Below are 19,237 nucleotides of genomic sequence, written 5' to 3' on the forward strand. Positions count from 1 at the left end.
ACCGCCATGACCAACCCCGTGCTCGACGCCATCACCGAGCGCGCCGAGGAGATCGCCGCGCTCGGCGTCTCCGGCGAGGCCCTCGGCCGGCTGGACGACCAGGCGGCCAAGGCGCTGCGCGACTCCGGCGCGATCCGCATGCTCCAGCCCGCCGCGTACGGCGGCCTGGAGTCCCATCCCAGGGAGTTCGCCGAGACGGTGATGGGCGTCGCCGCGCTCGACGGCTCGACCGGCTGGGTCGCGGGCATCGTCGGCGTGCACCCGTGGGAGATGGCCTTCGCCGACCCCCGGGTGCAGGAGGAGGTCTGGGGGGAGGACCACGACACCTGGATCGCCTCGCCGTACGCGCCGATGGGCGTCGCCCGGCCGGTCGACGGCGGCTACGTCCTCACCGGGCGCTGGCAGTTCTCCTCCGGCACCGACCACTGCGACTGGATCTTCCTGGGCGGGCTGCTCGGCGACGCCGACGGCAGACCCGTCCAGCCGCCCGTCTCGCTCCACCTGATCCTGCCCCGCGCGGACTACGAGATCGTGCAGGACTCCTGGGACGTGGTCGGCCTGCGCGGCACCGGCAGCAAGGACGTCGTCGTCTCGGGCGCGTTCGTCCCCGGCTACCGGGTCATCCCGTTCGCCAAGGTGATCGACGGGAGCGCGCCGAAGGAGGCCGGGCTGACCAGCCCGACCTACCACGTCCCGTTCTCCTGCGCGTTCCCGCTCGGCATCACCTCCGCGGTCGTCGGCATCGCCGAGGGCGCCCTCGCCCACCACCTCGCCTACCAGCGGGGACGGGTGCAGATCACCGGCACGAAGATCCGGGACGACCCGTACGTGCTCTACGCGGTCAGCGAGGCGGCCGGGGAGATCGCGGCGTCCCGGTGCGCGCTGCTCGACAACGTGTCGCGGATGTACGACGCCGTCGCCGCCGGGCGGGAGGTCTCCTTCGCCGAGCGCGCGGCAGGCCGGCGGATCCAGGTCCAGGCGGCCTGGCGCGCCGTGCGCGCGGTCGACGAGATCATGGCCCGCTCCGGCGGCAACGCGATGCGCGCCGACAACCCGGTCCAGCGCTTCTGGCGCGACGCGCACATGGGCCTCGCCCACGCCATCCACGTGCCCGGCGCGGTCTTCCACGCCTCCGCCCTGACCGACCTGGGCATCGACCCCCCGCCGGGCCCGCTGCGCTCGATGATCTAGCACCCGATGATCCGGCGGCCGAGGAGCCGACGACCCGACGACCCGACGAGCCGGTGATTCGGCGCCCGACGATCCGGCGCCCGATGACCCGGTGCCGCCGACGAACGAACGTGAGGTGTTGAGATGACGCAGATCCGCGGGCTCGGCTACCTGAAGGTCCAGACGCGCGACCTCGGCCGCTGGCGCGAGCTGGTGATCGACGCCCTCGGCTTCGCCGAGGGCTCCGGGCCGGATCCCGACGGCCTCTACCTGCGCATGGACGAGCGCCGGTCGCGGCTGACCGTGCTGCCCGGAGAGAGCGACCGGGTGCTGGCCGTCGGCTGGGAGGTCCGCGACCAGTTCGCCCTGGCCGCGGTCGGCCGCGCGGTCGAGGCGTCCGGTACGGCGGTCAAGGTGCTCTCGGCCCGGGAGTCCGCCGAGCGGGACGCCGAGCAGGTGATCGCGTTCGACGACCCGGCGGGCACCCCGGTCGAGGTCTTCTTCGCCCCCGTCCTCGACCACGGCCCGCTGCTCACCGGGATGGGCCAGCGGTTCGTCACCGGCGAGCAGGGCATGGGCCATGTGGTCATCCCCTCCATCCGCATGGACGAGACCGTCTCCTTCTACGCCGAGGTGCTCGGCTTCCTGCCGCGCGGCGCGATGCGGGTCGGCGGGGGGAAGGGGCCGCGGGTGCGGTTCATGGGCGTCAACCGGCGCCACCACAGCCTCGCGGTCTGCCCCGCCCCGCACGAGGGGGAACCGGGCCTGGTGCACCTCATGGTCGAGGTCGACGGCCTCGACGCCGTGGGGCGGGCGCTGGACAACGTCAACCGGCTGGGTTTCTCCGTCTCCTCCACCCTGGGCCGGCACACCAACGACAAGATGATCTCCTTCTACGTGCGCGCGCCGGGCGGCTGGGACATCGAGTACGGCACCGACGGCATGCTCGTCGACGAGACGCACTACACCGCCGAGGAGATCACCGCGGACAGCTACTGGGGCCACGACTGGTCCGGCTCCGAGCCGCTGGCGGCCTTCACCCCGCGCGCATGAGCGGGCGGTGCGGGCCGGGCGCGGGTCCGGGGCGGCCGGAGCGGGGGAGCGCGTGAACGCCGTGCCGCCGGTGGAGCCGGTCCCGGCGGGCGCGGTCGGCGCCTGGGACCACGAGTGCGACGTGCTCGTCGTCGGCTTCGGCTGCGCGGGCGCCGCCGCGGCCTACGAGGCGGCGGCGGCCGGAGCCCGGGTCACCGTGCTGGAGCGTGCGGGCGGACCCGGAGGCTCCTCGGCGCTGTCCGGCGGCGAGATCTACCTCGGCGGCGGCACGGCGCTGCAGAAGGCCTGCGGTTTCGACGACACGCCCGATGACATGTTCGCCTACCTGGTCGCGGCGCTCGGCCCGCACGCCGACACCGAGAAGATCCGGCTGTACTGCGACGGGAGCGTCGAGCACTTCCGGTGGCTGTGCGAGCGCGGGCTCACCTTCAACGAAGGGCTGTTCGACGCGCCGAGCTGGGTGCCGCCGACGGCGGACGGGCTGATGTGGCTGGGGGAGAACGCCTGGCCGTACCACACGCTCGCCCGGCCCGCCCCGCGCGGGCACCGGCCCGCGACCGAGTCGTTCGGCGGCTGGCTGCTCATGGAGAAGCTGGTCGCGGCGGCGAGGGAGGCCGGGGCCGCCGACCACGCCGACACCCTGGCCACCAACCTCGTCGTCGGCGAGGGCGGCCGGGTGGCGGGCGTGCTGGCCCGCCGGTACGGCGAGCGGGCGGCCTACCGGGCGCGCCGGGCGGTCGTGCTGACCACCGGCGGTTTCGTCGACTCCGAGGAGATGCTCGCCCTGCACGCCCCGGTGCTGCTGGGGCACGGCAAGGTCAGCGACGGCCTCGACGACGGCGGCGGCATCCGCATGGCGGCGGCGCTCGGCGCGGCCACCCGCCGCATGTCCGCCGTGCAGCTCGCGCTGACGGCCCTGCCCGCGCTGGCGGTGCGCGGCCTGCTGGTCAACGGGCTCGGGCAGCGCTTCGTCAACGAGGACGTCTACCCGGGCGCGTTCAGCGCCGCCGCCGTGCTGCACCAGCCGGGCCCGTACTGGGTGATCGTCGACGAGGAGGGCTACGACGACGTCCCCCGGCGGGACCTGTGGGGCGTGCGCCCGGCGTTCGCCGCCGAGACGCTCGCGGAGCTGGAGGAGTCGCTCGGGATGCCCGCCGGGGCGCTGGAGACGGCGGTCGGCGTCTACAACCGGCACGCGGAGCGGGGTGAGGACCCCTACTTCCACAAGGACCGCAGGTGGCTCCGGCCGCTCCGGCCGCCCTTCGCGGCGGTGGACCCGCGCCTGGGGTTCGGCGGGGGCGGCCGGAGGGACACGGGCGTGGCCGGGTTCACCCTGGGCGGTCTGCACACCGCCCCCGACGGGGCGGTGCTGGACCAGTCCGGCCGCCCGGTCCCGGGCCTGTACGCGGCGGGCCGGGCCGGCTCCGGCCTGCACGGTGACGGCTACGTCAGCGGGACGTCGCTGGGCGACGGCACGTTCTTCGGCCGCCGCGCCGGCCGCGCGGCGGCCGGAGAACCTGCCCGATGAGGCCGACCGGTCGCGGTGTCACGGTTCGCGGCGCGGTGCGGCGGGGAGGCGGACGGTGAAGGCCGCTCCGCGGCCGGGTCCGGCGCTGTGCGCGGTGATGCTCCCCCCGTGCGCCCTGACCAGGGCCCGGGTGATGCTCAGGCCGATGCCGCTGCCGCCCTGGGCGCGGCTGCGGGCGGGATCGGCGCGGTAGAATCGGTCGAAGACGTGCCCCAGGTGCTCCGGTGCGATGCCCTCTCCGGTGTCGCGCACCTCGAACTCGGTCCAGCCGTCGACCGGGCGGCAGTCGACCGTGACCGTCCCTCCCGGCGGGGTGTGCCGCAGCGCGTTGTCCAGCAGGTTGCCCAGCACCTGCCCGATGCGGGCGGTGTCGGCCAGGACGGCGGGGCCGGCCGACACCCGGGGGCGCAGGGTGACGCCCTTGTCGCGGTAGCGGTCACCGGCGGCCCGCACGGCCTCCTCGATCAGCGACGCGGGGTCCACCGGGTGCGGGGTGATCTCCAGGCGGCCTTCCTCGGCCCGTGAGACGGCGCTGATGTCGTGGGCCAGGCGCCCCAGCCGCCCGGTGCTCGAGCGCAGCACCGCGAAGGTGTCCTCGTCGAGGACGCGCACGCCGTCCTCCAGCGCCTCGATGTGGGCCTCCAGCGTCGCCAGCGGGGTGCGCATCTCGTGGGCGAGGTCGGCGAGCATGCGGCGGCGGGTGCCCTCCACGGCCTCCAGGCGTTCGGCGAGCGCGTTGAAGGTCCCCGCCAGCCGGTCGAACTCGCCGCCCAGGCCCAGGACGGGGAGGCGTGAGCCGTAGTCGCCGGCGGCGACCTCGGCCGCCGCGCCGGCCACCCGTGCGATGGACCGCTGCACCCGGCGGCTGAAGTACCACGTCACCGCGAACGCGGACGCGACCGCGGCCAGCAGCGCCGCCGGCAGGGACAGCAGCATCGAGGAGGTGAAGGCCTGGTCGATGTGCTCGGCTCCGGCCGCGGTGTGCTCGACTCCCGCGCGTCTGAGATGGTCGTGGAAGATCCCCGGGCCGACCGCCGAGGCCACCAGCCAGGTGGTCAGCGCCATGGCGACCAGCACGATCCCCTGGGCGGCCAGCAGCCGGGCCGCGAACCCCGAGCTCCGCTCCGGTCGCCCGGAGGCCGAGGGGACGGCGGGTTCGGAGCTCACTCGCCGGTTCCCATCCGGTATCCGATGCCGCGCACGGTCCTGACGAACCGCCCCCGGGTCGCGTCGTCGCCCAGTTTGCGCCGCAGGTGCCCGATGTGCACGTCGACCAGGTGCTCGTCGCCCACCCAGGTCTCCCCCCACACCGCGTCGATGAGCCGCCTCCTGCTGAAGGCCATGCGGGGGCGCTGCGACAGGACGGCCAGCAGGTCGAACTCGGTGCGCGTCAGCGGGACCGGCTCGCCGTCCAGCCAGACGTCGCGGCCGACCGGGTCGACCGTCAGCGGCCCGAACGACCGGTCCTGCGACGCCTCCTCGCCGGTGCCCCCGCGCGGCCGCGGGCGGCGCAGCATCGCCTGGACGCGCGCCATCAGCTCCCGCGGGCTGAACGGCTTGGTCATGTAGTCGTCCGCGCCGACCGACAGCCCGATGAGCTTGTCGACCTCCTCGCTGCGCGCGGTCAGCATGACGACGTAGGCGTCGGAGAAGGTGCGCACCTGCCGGCAGACCTCGATCCCGTCGATCCCCGGCAGGCCGAGGTCCAGCACGACGATGTCCGGGTCGATCTCGCGTGCCGTGTCCACGGCCCGCCGCCCGTCGTGGACCACGGAGACCTCGAAGCCGTCGCGCTTCAGGTAGCTGCTCAGGACCGCCGCGAGCGACTCCTCGTCCTCGACGACCATCGCCCGGAGCCCCGTGGGAGGGCGGGCGGACGGTGTTCCCGCCGCCTCCGTGCCGGCGCCCTCGGACCGCCCGTCGGGAGTTCGCGTCATGACTCCATTGTCGCGGACCGCCGTCGCGGACCCCGCCCGCCGCCCCGCCGTGCGATGCTGGAACCGCAGGCTCTCGTCTCGCGACCGCCGGATGACGTCGATCCGCGGGCGGGCAAGAGGAGGCGAGCATGAGGAACGGTCACGTGTCCCGAGCTTCCCGCCAGGAGGTGCAGCCATGACGAAGGCCCACACCGGTCCGGAGATCGCCGAGGCGCTCCACGCGGCCGCCGAGGCGGCGGCCTGGGCGCCGTCGGTGCACAACACGCAACCGTGGGCGTTCGCCGTCAGCGGCGACGAGATCAGCCTGCGCGCCGACACCGACCGGCGGCTGCGGGTCGGCGACGAGTCGGGCCGGGAGATGCTGATCGGCTGCGGGGCGTCGCTGCTCAACACGCGGATCGCGCTGCGCGCGGCGGGTTACGAGCCGCTGGTGCGCGTGCTGCCCGACCCGGACCGGCCGCTGCTGCTGGCGACCGTCCGGCCGGGGCCGCGGATCGCGATGGACGAGCACACCGCGCTGCTGCACGCCGAGATCGAGCGGCGGCGCACCCACCGGGCGGGCTTCAGCGGTCTGCCGGTCGCGGACGAACTGCTGGAGGACCTCGCCGCCCAGGCCGAGACCGAGGGCGCCGTGCTGACCGTGGTGCGCTCGCCGGCGGGCGTGCGCGTGCTCGCGGCCCTGACCGCCGCCGCCCAGGAGATCCAGTCCCAGGACCGGCGGTTCAGCCTGGAGGTGCTGCGCTGGGCCCGGCCGCCGGGGAGCACCCGCGCCGACGGGGTGCCCGCCGACGCCTACCCCCGGGAGACGGCGCCGACGGAGCCGGGCTTCGCGCAGCGCGACTACGCCGACGGCCACGGGTGGGGCCGGGAGGCCGACCAGAGCCTGGCGGCGTCGACGGGGGCCGTCGCGGTGCTGACCACGTCCGACGACACGCGCCAGGCGTGGCTCTCCGCGGGCCAGGCGCTGCAGCGGGTGCTGCTGCACGCCTCCGCCTACGGGGCCAGCGCGGCGTTCCACACCCAGACACTGGAGCTGCCGCTGCTGCGGGAGGTGATACGCCAGGAGCTGTGCTCGGGCGAGCACCCGCAGATGATCATGCGGTTGGGGATCGCACTCGACGAGGCGCCGGGCGTCCGGCGCGCGCTGTCGGACACGCTGGAGGAGGACCCGCCGCCGGAATCCGCCCGGTAAGGGCCGGAAGTCCCTGCCGGCGCACGCCCTACGGCTCTTTCCGGTTCCGGCGCGGCGGCGGATCGTCGGGATCACCGAGGTGAGGAGCCGACATGGCCGCGGTGATCGTCGATGGACTGCGCAAGCGCTACGGAGCGGTGCACGCGCTCGACGGAGTGAGCTTCACCGTCGAGCACGGCGAGGTGTTCGCCCTCCTCGGGCCGAACGGCGCCGGGAAGACCACCGCGGTGGAGATCATGGAGGGCCACCGGAACCGGGACGGCGGCACGGTCTCGGTGCTCGGGTTCGACCCGGCCACCGGCGGGCGCGCCTACCGGGAACGCATCGGGATCGTGCTGCAGGAGGCCGGGTTCGAGGAGGAGTTCACCGTCACCGAGCTGGTGTGGCTGTACGCGGGCTTCTACCCGCGTCCCCGCCGCCCCGAGGAGGTGATCGAGCAGGTCGGCCTGGCGGACAAGAAGGACGCCCGGGTCCGCACCCTGTCCGGCGGGCAGAAACGCCGCCTGGACCTGGCGCTGGGCCTGGTGGGCCGGCCCGAGCTGCTGTTCCTGGACGAGCCGACGACCGGGTTCGACCCCTCCGCCCGGCACCGTGCCTGGGAGCTGGTCGACGGCCTGCGCGCGCTGGGCACCACGATCCTGCTCACCACCCACTACATGGACGAGGCCCAGCGACTGGCCGACCGGGTCGCGGTGCTGCGCGCGGGGCGGCTGGTGGCCGTCGGCGCGCCGGACGCGCTCGGCGGGGGCGGGCGGGGCAGCGTGCTGTCCTTCCGGCTGCCCGAGGGCGCGGCCCCCGCCGACCTGCCGGCGCTCACCGGCGAGGCCCGGGCGCACGGCGCGACGGTCACCGTACGGACCGGGGAGCCCGCCCGCGACATGCACGTCCTCACGGGGTGGGCGCTGGAGCGGGGCGCGGAGCTGACCTCGCTGACCCTGTCGCGGCCGAGTCTGGAGGAGGTCTACCTCGACCTCGTCGAGGAGGCCGCCGAACGGCCCGAGGCCGGGGCGGGCGGCGGGGCGGGAAGCGGGCCGGGCGGCGGGGCGGGAAGCGGGACGGCCGCCGAGGGTGAGCCGGTGGACGGGAGGCGGTCATGAGCGTCCGGCTGGTCGCGCGCCTGGCCCGGCACGAGACGCTCTCCTTCCTGCGCACGCCCGTCACGGCGTTCTTCACCGTCGCGATGCCGCTGCTGATGACGGTGATCGTCGGCGCGGCGGTGGGCGGCGGGACGGTCGACCCCGGCTCCGGCGTGCGCGTGATGCAGTTCGTCGTCCCGGTCATGACCGTGTTCGGCATCGCCCAGGGGTGCTTCGGCGCCCTGGCCATCCACCTGGCCGACCTGCGCGACCGCGGCTGGCTCAAGCGCATGCGCGGCACCCCGGTGCCCGCCTGGGCGCTGATGGCGGGTCTGGCCGGGGCGTCGCTGGCGATCGCGGCGGCGACGGTCGTCGTGCTGCTCGGGGCGGGACTGGTCTTCTACGACGTGCACCTGGTGTGGCATACGGTGCCGGCGCTGCTGGTCACCCTGGCGCTGGGCGCGCTGTGCTTCACCGCCCTCGGCTTCGCCGTCGTCGCGCTGGTGCGCAACGCGGCGGCGGTGCAGCTGATCGGCACCGGCCTGCTGCTGGCGCTGGCGTTCATCTCCGACGTCATCCTGGTCGGCGCCCGGATGCCCGCCTGGCTGGAGACCGTCGGATGGGTCTTCCCGCTGCGCCATTTCGCCGAGGCCGTACGCGACGACTTCAATCCCTTCCTGAGCGGAGCGGGCTTCCACGCCGACCACCTGGCCGTCCTGGCGGCCTGGGGATTGGGCGCCGGGGCCGTGGCGGTGCGGCGTTTCCGCTGGGAGCGGCCGCAGACGAGAGCGGCGGGGACGGCGGGAGCGGTAAGGACGGCGGGAGCGGCGGGAGCGGTAAGGACGGCGGGAGCGGCGGGGGCGGCGCCCGGCCGCCCGGCGCGTCCCGCGGGCCGTCCCCGGGCGTGGCGGCTGATCGGCGACCAGACCGCGCACGCCACGCTCCGGCTCCGCCGGGACCTGTCCACGGCGTTCTTCACCGCGGTGCTGCCGGTGCTGCTGCTGGTGCTCATCTCCCTGGTCTTCGGAGAGGCGCAGGTGGAGGGGGTGCGGCTGCCGCTGTTCATGCTGGCCGCGATGACCGCCTACACGGTCGGGGTCTCGGCCTACGTGAACCTCGCCGAGGCCGTCGCCGGCGACCGGGAGCGGGGCGTGGCCAAGCGGCTGGCCGGCACCCCGCTGCCGGACTGGGCCTACTACGCGGGCTGGATCGCCTGCGCACTCTGGGTCACGCTGGCCACCGCCGTCGTGCTGGCGCTGGTCGCGGCGTTCGGCTACGACGTCCGGATCGGGCTCCCGGCCGTGCCCGCGGCACTCGTGACGGTGCTGCTCGGGGTGGCCTGCTTCGCCGTCCTGGGGACGCTGGTGGCGACGCTGGCGCCCCGTGCCGCGACCGCGAACGCGATCACTCTGGGCACCTTCCTGCCGCTGGCCTTCGTCTCGGACGTCTTCGTCGTCGGCGGGCCGCTGCCCGGCGTGCTGGAGACGGCCGGGGACGTGTTCCCGCTCAAGCACCTCTCGCACGCGCTGGTGGCGGCGCTGGATCCGGCGGGCCGCCCCTGGCCGTGGGCGGACCTGGCGGTCGTGGCCGCCTGGACGCTCGCCGGGGTGCTGGCCGTCGCCGTCGCGAGCGGCCGGCGCGGGAGAGGCGGCCTGCCGGGGTGACGGGCCGGTCGTTCCGGGTGGTGCCGGTCACGGGTCGGTCGTTCCGGGCGGTCCCGGCCCCGGGTCGTCCGGTACGGGGAGCTCCCCGTCCAGCGCCGCCTGGGTGATCGACGCGTGCAGCGCCTCGCAGGCGGGGAAGACGCCCCCGTTCGGGCCCTCGCCCGGGACGGAGGCCCGCCGTTCCCGGCAGGTCCGCACGGCCTCGGCGCTCCACTGGACGCTGGTCTGCTGCCAGCTGGCCTTGCGCGCCTGCACGCCGGCGCCGCACGTCCGGCAGCGCACCGGGAGCATCGGATGGCCGTCCAGCAGCCGCTCGTCCGGGCGGACCGTCATGCGGTCCCGCCTCCGGCGGAGTCCCTGGCGGAGCTCCTGGCGGCGGCCCGGCGGGCGAGGTTCTCCTCGACCTCCTTCTGCCACGCCTCGACCGGCCGGGTGGTGTCCAGCTCGAACTCGAACCGCTCCACCATCTCCGGCGTGACGTCGGCGGCGTCCACGTAGAACTGCTCGTACCAGCGGCGCAGCTGGTAGACGGGTCCGTCCTCCTCGCACAGCAGCGGGTTGTCGATGCGGGCCTTGTTCTTCCAGATCTCGACGTCCTGCTCGAAGCCCTTGAGGATGAAGTCGCCCAGCCGCACGGCCATCTCCTCGGCCCCGGCGCCGCCCAGCCGCTCGTTGCGCTGCACGATGATGCCGGACTGCAGCATGAAGGAGTTCGCGTCGACGGGGTAGTGGCAGTTGATCAGGACGCAGTCGATGTCCATGCCCTCGTAGTGGTAGGTCAGGTCGTCGATCATGAAGGACGGCCCGTGGTAGGCGGCCACGGAGGTGTTGCCGAGCATCCCCGGACGGCCCTCCTTGGCGGGCGGCCGGGCGTCCGGGCGGCTCAGGCCCTTCATGATCTGGGTGGCCACGTGGCCCTCGAAGACGTTCTTGAAGTACGTCGGGAACGAGTAGTGCACGTAGAAGAAGTGCGCCATGTCGACCACGTTGTCCATGACCTCGCGGCAGTTCGCGGCGACGAGGGTCTCGTGCCAGACCCAGTCGGTCCAGTCGTCGCGTGTCGCGCCCGCGATGCGGGGGATGGTGACGCCGGGCGGCGGCGGGTTGCCCTCGGGGTCGTTCCAGACGAACAGCATGCCGTCCTGGTCCATGGTGGTCCACGCCGAGGTGCGGGCGCGCAGCGGGACCCGGCGGGCGTAGGGGATCTTCTTGCAGCGGCCGTCCCCGCCCCAGCGCCAGTCGTGGAACGGGCAGGCGATCTCGTCGCCCTTGACCGTGCCGCGGGACAGGTCCCCGCCCATGTGCCGGCAGTAGGCGTCGAGCACGTTGAGCCGGCCGTCGCCGCTCCGGAAGACCACGAGTTTGGCGCCGAAGGCGGTGACGGTGTGCGGCCGGCCGTCCTTGAACCGGTCGGACAGGCCCAGGCAGTGCCATCCCCGGGCGAAGCGTGCGGGCACGGCGCCGGCCTCGATGGCGCGGACGCCGTCCCGCTCGGTCTCGGCTGCAGTCACGCTGAACCCATCCCTTCAGGACGCACGCCCTCCCGGGCTCTCCGGTTCCCGGACCCTCCGCTTCCCGGATCCTCCGCGAAACGGTAGGCCGGGGCGGCGCCGTACGGGCCGGCAGTCCCGGTGGCCGGGATGCCCGCGCCGATCCGCCGCCGCCGGACGCACCATCGTGGTCGGCACCCGACGGCCATGGCGAATAACAGGCGGACGCGGGCGGACAGGGGCGGGCACGAGTGGACACAGGGGAGCGCAGACCATGAGCGACGAGGTCCTGGAGCCGGTGCGCGCGCTGCTGCCGGGCATCGCCGGGCGGGCCCGGTCCGCCGACGAGGACCGGCGGATCCCGGAGGAGACGGTCGCCGAGCTCGCCGCGGCCGGGGTCTTCCGGATGCTGCAGCCCAAGCGGTACGGCGGCGCCGAGCGCGACCCGGTGGAGTTCTTCGCGGCGGTCCGGGAGATCTCCGGCGCGTGCGGCTCCACCGGCTGGGTCGCCTCCCTGTTCGGCGTGCACCAGTGGCAGGTCGGCATGTTCGCCGAGGCCGCGCAGGACGAGGTCTGGGGCGCGGACCCGGGCGCGCTGGTCTCCTCGTCGTACGCGCCGATGGGCCGGCTCACCCCGGTGGAGGGCGGTTACGAGCTGTCCGGCCGGTGGAGCTTCTCCTCCGGCTGCGACCACGCGTCCTGGGCCGTGCTGGGCGCGACGGTGGTCGGCACGGAGGGCAGGCCGGTCGACTTCATGAGCGTGCTGGTGCCCCGCGCCGACTACGGGATCCACGACGTCTGGGACGTGATCGGCCTGCGCGGCACCGGGAGCAACGACATCACCGTCGAGCGGGCCTTCGTCCCGGCGCACCGCACGATGCGCAACTACGAGCAGGCCCAGCTGCGCGGCCCCGGCCAGAAGGTCAACACCGGCCCGCTGTACCGCATGCCGTTCGCGACGCTGTTCACCTCCGCGATCACCGCGCCGGTGATCGGCGCGGTGGCGGGCTGCTACGACGCCTACCTCGCCGCGATGCGCGACCGGGTACGGCTCAGCCTCGGCGGCGGCCGGTTCGCCGAGGACCGGTTCGCCCAGGTGGCCGTCGCGCGGGCCGCCTCCGAGATCGACGCGGCGGTCCTGCAGACGGACCGCAACGTGCGCGAGGTGTACCGGTACGCGCTCCGGGGCGAGGCGATCCCGATGGAGCTGCGGCTGCGCGCCCGCAGGGACCAGGTCCGCGGGACCGAGCGGGCGGTGGAGGCGATCGACATCCTGTTCAAGACGGCCGGCGGGAACTCGCTCCGGCGCGGGAACCCCATCGAGCGCGCCTGGCGCGACGCCCACGCCGGCAGCGTGCACGTGGCCAACGACGTCGAGCGGGCCCTGGCGATGTACGGCAGGAGCGCCTTCGGCCTGACCGTCGAGGACGACCTCATCTGACGGCTTCTCCCCGGCAGGGCCGCGCCTCAGCGCGGGAGCCGCGGCCCGGGTCTGTCCGAAGGCCGGTCAGATCTGGTCGAGGCGGACGGCCTGGGCGATGTAGTCGCGCAGGGCCGTCTCGTTCACCCCGTCCCGCACCTTGATCTTGACGTGACGGGTCTTCTTGCCGTTTCCCGCGAGCAGGCCGTGGGCGTCCTCGAACTCCGCTCCCCGCTCGAAGGCGAAGGTCAGGTGGGTCTTGCTCTGGCTGATGACCGCGAGGATCCTCTTTCCGCGCCAGGCGGGAGAGCCGTAGGTCAGGCACTCGGCGGCCCCCGGGGCGCATTCGGCCATCAGCGCGCGCAGGGTCGCGACGGTCTCCTGGTACTGCGGCTGGAGCCTGGTGGTGATGTAGTCGTCGATCTCGGTGCCGGTCGTGGTCATGATCGTGGTTCCCTTCACTGCGCGGCGGAGAAGTCCATGTGGGTGGCCTCCCACAGGTGGCCATCGGGGTCGGCGAAGCCGCGGGTGTAGACGAAGCCCAGGTCCTTGGTCTCACCGGAGGCGCTGCCGCCGTTGGCCAGGGCGGTCTCGACGAGGTCGTCGACGCGCCGGCGGCTCTCGACACCCAGGGCGAATATGGCTTCGGCGACGCTGCCGGTGTCGGCGATCTTCTTGTCGGTGTAGGTGGCGAAGTAGTCCTCGGTCAGGAGCGTCACGAACGTGTCGGCTCCGACGGCCATCGCCTCCATCTTCTCGTCGGCGAACCGGTCGTCGAAGACGAAGCCGAGAGCGGTGAAGAAACGGCGGGAGGCGGCCAGATCCTTCACGGGGAGGTTGATGAACAGCATGGGGGCTCCTCGCTTCCTTTATGGAACTAGACGGTACAGTACTAGTAGAGAACTGGACTGTCTAGTACTAATCTGGAGGCATGGAAGAAGGCACCGGCCGTACGGCCCGTAAGCACGCTCAGATCCTGCAAGCCGCCACGGCGGCCTTCCTGCGCCACGGCTACGCCGGCACGAGCATGGACGAGGTCGCCGCGTCGGCGGCGGTCTCCAAGCAGACGATCTACAAGCACTTCGGTGACAAAGAGCAGCTGTTCACCCGCATCGTCCTGGACACCACCGGCCAGGTCGACGCCCTCGTCCGGCTCGTCACCCGCACCCTCGCCGGCACCGAGGATCTAGACCGCGACCTGGCCGAGCTGGCACACCGCTTCATCGCCGCGCTCATGCACCCGGAACTGCTGGCCCTGCGCCGCCTGGTCATCGCCGAGGCCGAGCGCTTCCCCGACGTCGGGGCCGCCTGGTACCGGCAGGGCTTCGAACGCGTCCTGGCCGCCCTCGCCGACTGCTTCGAACGCCTCGCCGGACGCGGTCTGCTGTCCGTGGACGACCCGGCCCTGGCGGCCGATCACTTCGTCGGGCTCCTGCTGTGGATTCCGGTCAACCGCGTCATGTTCTGCGGCGGCACCTACCAGGACGACGACCTGCCCCGGCTCGCCGACGCCGCCACCCGCACGTTCCTGGCCGCCTACCGGCAGGGCGCGTCCTCCCCGGCGAGGAGCGGCGCCGCCGGAAGGTGAAGCGCGGGCCCTCCTCCGGGGCGGACGGATGCCTGACGGGAGGGCGACGGGCGTCCCACTCACCGGTATCCGGACTTGGCGGGTCCGCGCCGGGCCGTGTGTATTGTCTATCCGGCATCGCCGACGACCGGGGGAGAACGTGCCGAGGATCGCCGAAGCCAGGCCGCCGGCCGAGCCCAGCTCACCCGAGCAGCACGCCCGGCACCTGCGCATCCTCCGCGCGGCCGCGCACCTCGGGGCCGAGAAGGGCCTGGAGCGCGTGCAGATGCACGAGGTGGCGAAGGCCGCGGGCGTGGCGATCGGCACGCTGTACCGGTACTTCCCCTCCAAGACCCACCTGTTCACCGCCGTCATGGCCGAGCGGATCGACCGGTTCGGCGAGAGCCTGCCGCCGCCCGAGCCCGGGACGAGCCCGGAGGACGCGGTCGGCGACGTGCTGGTGACCGCCAGCCGGCAGCTGCTGCGCACGCCCGCCCTGGCGACCGCGATGCTCCAGTCGGCGAACGCGGCCAACGCCGCCGCGGTCGCCGACGCCGCCCGGATCGACGACACCTTCCGCGGCATCGTCCTGCGGGTCCTCGGCATCGGCGACCCCACCGTCCAGGACGTCACCCTGGTCCGGCTCCTGCTGCAGTGCTGGTACGGCGTGCTGCAGTCCAGCCTCAACGGGCGGGTTCCCGCCGCCGGCACCGAGAGCGACATCCGGCTCGCCTGCCGGCTCCTGCTCGCCCCGCGCTCGAACGCCCCCCGGGGCTGAGCCGATGGCGCGGCACGCCCGGCCGGCGCGGCACGCCCGGCCGACGCAGTGCGGGCGGGCGCGCCGGTGTGCGACCGCCGCAGGACCCCCGCCCGGGGTGACCAGGCCCGGTCAGGCGTCCAGCGTCCTGCGGAGCAGGGCGCCGAACTCGGCGGGGTGCGTGCTGAGGCCGGTGTGCCCGCCGGGGAAGTGGACGAGCTCCGTGCCGAACCGCTCGGCCAGGAAGGCGGCGGGGCGGTAGGGCAGCTCACCGCGCGAGTCCGATCCGCCCGCGAGCACGAGCCGGTCCGACAGGGCCGCCAGGCGGTCGAGGTCGGGGACGTAGGACATGAAGCCCGGCACGATCCGCCCGAGGAAGTAGGGCAGGTCCGCCATCGTCCGCGCGACCCGGGCCGCCGCCTGCGGCGGCAGCTCGGCGGCGGCCTCCGCGGTGACGGCGTCTGCGGCGCCCGGCCGTCGGAGGCCCGCCGCGAACTCGGCCGCCGCGGGCATCGGCCCCTCCCGGAGGAGGGTGTCCTGGACGCGGGCGAGCAGCGCGCGGTGCTCGGCGGCGTCGGGCAGCACCTCCACCACCGGAGGCTCGTGCGCCACGACGCGCTCGACCCGCTCGGGATGGGCGGTGAGCAGGTGCAGCGCGGTGATCGCGCCCGAGCTGCAGGCGGCCACGCGGGCGGGCGCGTCCGGAGACAGCAGCTCCAGCAGCCGGAACGCGTCGTCGGCGTGCTGCGCGACGTGCTGCCGGGCCTCCGGGTCGTCCAGCGGGCTGCGCGACAGGCCGCGCGGGTCGTAGGAGGCGACCGTACGGTCGGCGGCCAGGTCGTCGGCGATGCCGTCGAAGGCGGCCGCGCCTCCCGTGCCGCCGGGGATCAGCAGCAGGAGCGGGCCCCGCCCCCGCGTCTCGTAGTGCAGGGTGGCGCCGTCCACCCGCAGGCGGCCGACGGTCGGACCGGTCATGAGGGGTCTCCTTCGCGGGGTGCGGGCCAGCGCTCCAGGAGCGCGTGCAGGGCGTCGAGGCAGCGGAGCCAGGAGTCCTCCGCCGGGCGCGCGTGCGCGAAGCCGCCGGCGGCCTCCAGGCTGACGAAGCCGTGCAGTGTGCTGCGCATCAGCCGGACCGCGTCGGTCAGGTCGGGCTCGTCCAGCGCGTAGGCGCGCAGCATGCTGTAGGTCAGCTCGACCGCGCGCCGCGGCCCGGGAGCGCGGGCCACGAGCTCGGGGTCGATCCGGATCGGGATCTGCGTCGCGGTGTAGCGGCCCGGGTGGGCGTGGGCGTACTCCCGCCAGGCGTTCGCGTACGCCACCAGGGCGTCTCTTCCGGCCCGCCCGGCGGTCGCCTCCGCGATGCGGACGGTCTTCTCGTCCGCCGCCAGCAGTGCGATCCGCCCGCGCAGGTCCTCCAGGCCGCGCACGTGCGCGTACAGGCTCGCGTCCTTCACTCCGAGCCGCCGCGCCACCGCCGACATCGTCACGTGGTCGAGCCCGACCTCGTCCGCCAGCTCGGCTCCGGCGAGCGTCACCCGCTCCGCCGTCAACCCCGCCCGTGCCATGCGCGCACCGTTCCTCTCCTAATGTCATTCGACTGAAACTAGGTCTCCTAGCTTATTTCTTGGATGCCAAGGATTGCAACGCAGGTCGCGCGCAGGCGAGAAGGGATGCGTGTCTCCGGAGGCCGGAGGCCCGGGGCGCGACCGGGGACGCCGTCTCCCGCCCAGGCGGGCGGGGGCGGCTCTCCGGCCGGGGCCGCCGGTGACCGCGGACGAGGAGTGGAGCGGCTGCGGGAGGCCTGCCCGCGCCGGGCCCGGTCGTCTAGAATCACCGTCGTGACATGGCGACATTAATCAACCGCTAGAGGTCGACGCGGGGCGCGCTGCCGCGGACCCCCGGGAGCCCCGGCTTCCGGACGTCCGAATCGCCCCCAGGGAAAGACCTCATGATCGTTTCTTCTTCCCGTGCGCCCGGAACGCGCGCGAACCGCCTGGCAGCCGCGGTCTACGCCTACACGTTCCTCGACGAGTTCATCCTGCTGTACCCGGTGTACGCCCTGCTGTTCGCCGACACCGGGCTGTCCGTCGCCGAGATCTCCTCGCTGTTCGTCATCTGGTCGGTGACCGGCATCGTGCTGGAGGTCCCCTCCGGCGTGTGGGCCGACGCGGTCTCGCGCCGGCTGCTGCTGGTCCTGGCCCCGCTCCCGGCGGCCGTCGGCTACGCCCTCTGGGTCGCCGCCCCCTCCTACGGGGCGTTCGCCCTCGGCTTCGTGCTGTGGGGGGCGCGGGGGGCGATGGCCTCGGGCGCCTTCGAGGCGCTGGTGTACGAGGAACTCGACCGCCTCGGCGAGTCCGGCCGGTACGCCCGGATCGTCGGCCGCGCCGAGGTCGTCGGCATGGTCGCGGTCGCCGCGGCCACCGCGGCGGCGAGCCCGGTGTTCGCCGCCGGGGGCCACGGGGCGCTGGGCGCGGCGAGCGTGCTCGCCTGCCTGCTCTGCTCGGCCGCGGGGCTGGCGTTCCCCGAGCACCGCGCGCGCTGCTCACCGGCCGGGGGCCGGGATCCGGTGGTCCCGCCGATCCCGGCCGGTCCGGAGGACTCGATGAGCCCGAGCGGCCCGGATGACCCGAGCGGCCCGGATGACCCGGGCGGCCCGGATGACCCGGGCGCTGCGGACGGCCTCCGCCGGTACGCCGCGGTCCTGCGGGCCGGCCTGGCCGAGGTGCGGGACGACCGCTCCGTACGGCGGTCGCTGCTGCTCGTCCCCGCGACGGCGGCCGTCTGGGGCGCGCTGGAGGAGTACGTCGCCCTGCTCGCGGAGGAGACCGGCGTCCCCAGGCCCGCCGTACCGCTCTGGGTACTGCTGGTCTGGTCGGGCGTGACGGCCGGAGGCCTGCTCGCCGGGGCCGGGCGCCGTCTGGGCGCCGGAGGGTTCGCGGCGCTGCTCGGATTCGGCGCGCTCGCCCTGGCCGGCGGCGCGCTGAGCGGACGCCCCGAGGGGCTCGCCGCGGTCGCCGCGGCCTTCTGCGTCTTCCAGCTGGCGAGCGTGACGGCCGACGCGCGGCTGCAGGACGGGATCACCGGACCGAGCCGCGCGACGGTGACCTCCCTGGCGAGCCTCGGCACGGGGCTGGCGACGGTCGCCGTCTACGGGCTCTACGCCGCCGCCTCCGCGTTCGCCGGGCACGGCGTCGTGTTCGCGCTGTTCGCCGTGCCGTACGGGCTCCTCGCGCTCGTGCCGGCCTGGGGTGCGGTCATGAGGAGGAGGCGCTCTGCGGTCCCGCGGCGTCGAGCAGCGCCACGCCGTGGGCGGCGAAGGTCTCGTGCGGATCGCGCCCGGTGAAGTACGGCGTGAGCAGCCCGTCGAGCTCCTCGACCGAGAACGCGCCGCCGGCGGCGGTGAACTTCCGCTCCACCGCCGGCGGCGCCAGGAGCGCCACCATGTCGCCGTAGACGACGAACACCTGGCCGGTGATCCCGTCCGCCGCGGGGGAGGCCAGGTAGCTCACGAAGGTCGCCACCCGGTCCGGGTCCAGGGGGTCGGGCCCGCCGGAGGGCGCGCTCGCGCCGAACACGCCCGCCGTCATGGCGGTGCGGGCACGGGGACAGATCGCGTTGGCGCGCACGCCGTACCGGGCCAGGCCCTGGGCGGTGGCGAGGGTCAGTGCGGTGATGCCGGCCTTGGCGGCGGCGTAGTTGGGCTGGCCGGGGGAGCCGAAGAGGAACGCCTCGGAGGAGGTGTTCACGATGCGCCCGTACACCGGCCCGCCGGCGGCCTTGCTCGCCGCGCGCCAGTGCGCGGCCGCCGCGCGCGACACCGCGGCGTGCCCCTTGAGGTGGACGCGGACGACCTCGTCCCAGTCGGACTCGGTGAGGTTGAACAGCATCCGGTCGCGGAGCACGCCCGCGTTGTTCACCACGATGTCCAGGCCGCCGAAGGACTCCACGGCGGTCCGCACGAGGCGCTCGCCCGTGGACCACTCGCCGACGTCGCCGGTCACCGCGACGGCCTTGCGGCCGAGCGCCTCGATCTCGGCGGCGACGTCGGCGGCGCCCGGCCCGACGTCGTTGACGACGACGTTCGCGCCGCGCGCGGCCAGCGCCAGCGCCTCGCTGCGGCCGAGCCCGGCGCCCGCGCCGGTGACGACGGCGGTCCTGCCCTCCAGGGTGACGTCCACGCTCATGTCCTCGGCTCCCGTCGTGCGCGCGGTCACGGTGGAGGGAAAACTAGTACGCGTTCCCGTGCGATCGGCGGGACTGGACCACTCAGTGGGACCCGGGGCGTACGGAAAGGGAATCCGTTCTAGCCTCACGCCGTGGCGCCGTGATGCCGGGGCCCGCCAGGTCGGCCCGTCGGTGGGGTCGGCCGGTGGGGTCGGCCGG

19 protein-coding genes are annotated in these 19,237 nt (G+C 74.4%); 10 read left to right on the forward strand and 9 right to left on the reverse strand.

All coding sequences use genetic code 11. From position 1 onward, the window contains the following. Positions 1-6 precede the first annotated feature (6 nt). From HS045_RS27495 to HS045_RS27505, 3 genes are all read left to right on the forward strand, one after another. Positions 7-1,191 carry an acyl-CoA dehydrogenase family protein gene (locus tag HS045_RS27495; RefSeq protein ID WP_196454366.1) on the forward strand — a complete coding sequence of 395 codons (1,185 nt, stop codon included), beginning with the start codon at positions 7-9 and terminating at the stop codon, positions 1,189-1,191. Between the two features lie 123 nt (positions 1,192-1,314). Next, positions 1,315-2,223 carry a VOC family protein gene (locus tag HS045_RS27500; RefSeq protein ID WP_196454367.1) on the forward strand — a complete coding sequence of 303 codons (909 nt, stop codon included), beginning with the start codon at positions 1,315-1,317 and terminating at the stop codon, positions 2,221-2,223. 52 nt (positions 2,224-2,275) lie between these two features. Beyond that, positions 2,276-3,751 carry an FAD-dependent oxidoreductase gene (locus HS045_RS27505; protein ID WP_307827749.1) on the forward strand — a complete coding sequence of 492 codons (1,476 nt, stop codon included), beginning with the start codon at positions 2,276-2,278 and terminating at the stop codon, positions 3,749-3,751. Between the two features lie 18 nt (positions 3,752-3,769). On the opposite strand, the gene HS045_RS27510 is transcribed toward HS045_RS27505, so the two are convergent. Beyond that, positions 3,770-4,918, reverse strand: a complete 1,149-nt coding sequence (locus HS045_RS27510; protein WP_196454368.1) for a cell wall metabolism sensor histidine kinase WalK — start codon at positions 4,916-4,918, stop codon at positions 3,770-3,772. Next, positions 4,915-5,688 carry a response regulator transcription factor gene (locus HS045_RS27515; protein ID WP_230884843.1) on the reverse strand — a complete coding sequence of 258 codons (774 nt, stop codon included), beginning with the start codon at positions 5,686-5,688 and terminating at the stop codon, positions 4,915-4,917. Before HS045_RS27515 ends, HS045_RS27510 begins: the two co-directional genes overlap by 4 nt. 175 nt (positions 5,689-5,863) lie before the next feature. On the opposite strand from HS045_RS27515, the gene HS045_RS27520 reads away from it, so the two are divergent. From HS045_RS27520 to HS045_RS27530, 3 genes are all read left to right on the forward strand, one after another. Beyond that, complete coding sequence (locus tag HS045_RS27520) at positions 5,864-6,880, forward strand: nitroreductase family protein (RefSeq protein ID WP_196454369.1); 1,017 nt, start codon at positions 5,864-5,866, stop codon at positions 6,878-6,880. Positions 6,881-6,972: 92 nt separating this feature from the next. Further along, positions 6,973-7,977 (forward strand): ABC transporter ATP-binding protein, encoded by a 1,005-nt coding sequence (locus tag HS045_RS27525; protein WP_196454370.1) that lies wholly within the window; start codon positions 6,973-6,975, stop codon positions 7,975-7,977. After that, positions 7,974-9,620, forward strand: coding sequence for an ABC transporter permease (locus tag HS045_RS27530; RefSeq protein ID WP_196454371.1), 1,647 nt, complete (start codon positions 7,974-7,976; stop codon positions 9,618-9,620). The genes HS045_RS27525 and HS045_RS27530 overlap by 4 nt, the downstream gene beginning before the upstream one ends. A gap of 27 nt (positions 9,621-9,647) precedes the next feature. Here the strand turns inward: HS045_RS27530 and HS045_RS27535 are convergent, their stop codons facing one another. Both HS045_RS27535 and HS045_RS27540 read right to left on the reverse strand, forming a co-directional pair. Continuing rightward, positions 9,648-9,953 carry a ferredoxin gene (locus HS045_RS27535; RefSeq protein ID WP_196454372.1) on the reverse strand — a complete coding sequence of 102 codons (306 nt, stop codon included), beginning with the start codon at positions 9,951-9,953 and terminating at the stop codon, positions 9,648-9,650. Next, positions 9,950-11,131, reverse strand: coding sequence for a Rieske 2Fe-2S domain-containing protein (locus tag HS045_RS27540; RefSeq protein WP_196454373.1), 1,182 nt, complete (start codon positions 11,129-11,131; stop codon positions 9,950-9,952). The genes HS045_RS27535 and HS045_RS27540 overlap by 4 nt, the downstream gene beginning before the upstream one ends. Positions 11,132-11,384: 253 nt before the next feature. Between HS045_RS27540 and hsaA the strand changes: the two genes are divergently transcribed. Beyond that, complete coding sequence (gene hsaA / locus HS045_RS27545; protein WP_196454374.1) at positions 11,385-12,551, forward strand: 3-hydroxy-9,10-secoandrosta-1,3,5(10)-triene-9,17-dione monooxygenase oxygenase subunit; 1,167 nt, start codon at positions 11,385-11,387, stop codon at positions 12,549-12,551. A 66-nt stretch (positions 12,552-12,617) separates the two neighbouring features. Here hsaA and HS045_RS27550 read toward each other — a convergent pair whose 3' ends face one another. Both HS045_RS27550 and HS045_RS27555 read right to left on the reverse strand, forming a co-directional pair. Then, positions 12,618-12,974 (reverse strand): DUF1801 domain-containing protein, encoded by a 357-nt coding sequence (locus HS045_RS27550; RefSeq protein ID WP_196454375.1) that lies wholly within the window; start codon positions 12,972-12,974, stop codon positions 12,618-12,620. A gap of 14 nt (positions 12,975-12,988) precedes the next feature. Then, on the reverse strand, positions 12,989-13,381 hold the full coding sequence (locus tag HS045_RS27555) for a VOC family protein (protein WP_230884844.1): 393 nt from the start codon (positions 13,379-13,381) through the stop codon (positions 12,989-12,991). Between the two features lie 80 nt (positions 13,382-13,461). Here HS045_RS27555 and HS045_RS27560 point away from each other — a divergent pair, with 80 nt between their 5' ends. Together HS045_RS27560 and HS045_RS27565 are read left to right on the forward strand one after the other, a co-directional pair. Next, on the forward strand, positions 13,462-14,118 hold the full coding sequence (locus tag HS045_RS27560; RefSeq protein ID WP_196454376.1) for a TetR/AcrR family transcriptional regulator: 657 nt from the start codon (positions 13,462-13,464) through the stop codon (positions 14,116-14,118). A gap of 139 nt (positions 14,119-14,257) precedes the next feature. Next, positions 14,258-14,875: a TetR family transcriptional regulator gene (locus tag HS045_RS27565; RefSeq protein WP_307827750.1), complete on the forward strand. Its 618-nt coding sequence runs from the start codon at positions 14,258-14,260 to the stop codon at positions 14,873-14,875. Positions 14,876-14,986: 111 nt separating this feature from the next. Here HS045_RS27565 and HS045_RS27570 read toward each other — a convergent pair whose 3' ends face one another. Together HS045_RS27570 and HS045_RS27575 are read right to left on the reverse strand one after the other, a co-directional pair. Next, positions 14,987-15,829 (reverse strand): alpha/beta fold hydrolase, encoded by an 843-nt coding sequence (locus HS045_RS27570; protein WP_196454378.1) that lies wholly within the window; start codon positions 15,827-15,829, stop codon positions 14,987-14,989. Continuing rightward, positions 15,826-16,419 (reverse strand): TetR/AcrR family transcriptional regulator, encoded by a 594-nt coding sequence (locus tag HS045_RS27575; protein WP_196454379.1) that lies wholly within the window; start codon positions 16,417-16,419, stop codon positions 15,826-15,828. Before HS045_RS27575 ends, HS045_RS27570 begins: the two co-directional genes overlap by 4 nt. 383 nt (positions 16,420-16,802) lie before the next feature. Between HS045_RS27575 and HS045_RS27580 the strand changes: the two genes are divergently transcribed. Then, positions 16,803-18,197, forward strand: coding sequence for an MFS transporter (locus tag HS045_RS27580; protein ID WP_196454380.1), 1,395 nt, complete (start codon positions 16,803-16,805; stop codon positions 18,195-18,197). Here HS045_RS27580 and HS045_RS27585 read toward each other — a convergent pair. Next, on the reverse strand, positions 18,109-19,068 hold the full coding sequence (locus tag HS045_RS27585) for a 3-oxoacyl-ACP reductase (protein WP_307827751.1): 960 nt from the start codon (positions 19,066-19,068) through the stop codon (positions 18,109-18,111). The two genes, HS045_RS27580 and HS045_RS27585, sit on opposite strands and share 89 nt — an antisense overlap. Between the last annotated feature and the right edge of the window lie 169 nt (positions 19,069-19,237).

Origin of the sequence: Planomonospora sp. ID82291 (assembly GCF_015711645.1) — a bacterium.
GTDB lineage: Bacteria > Actinomycetota > Actinomycetes > Streptosporangiales > Streptosporangiaceae > Planomonospora.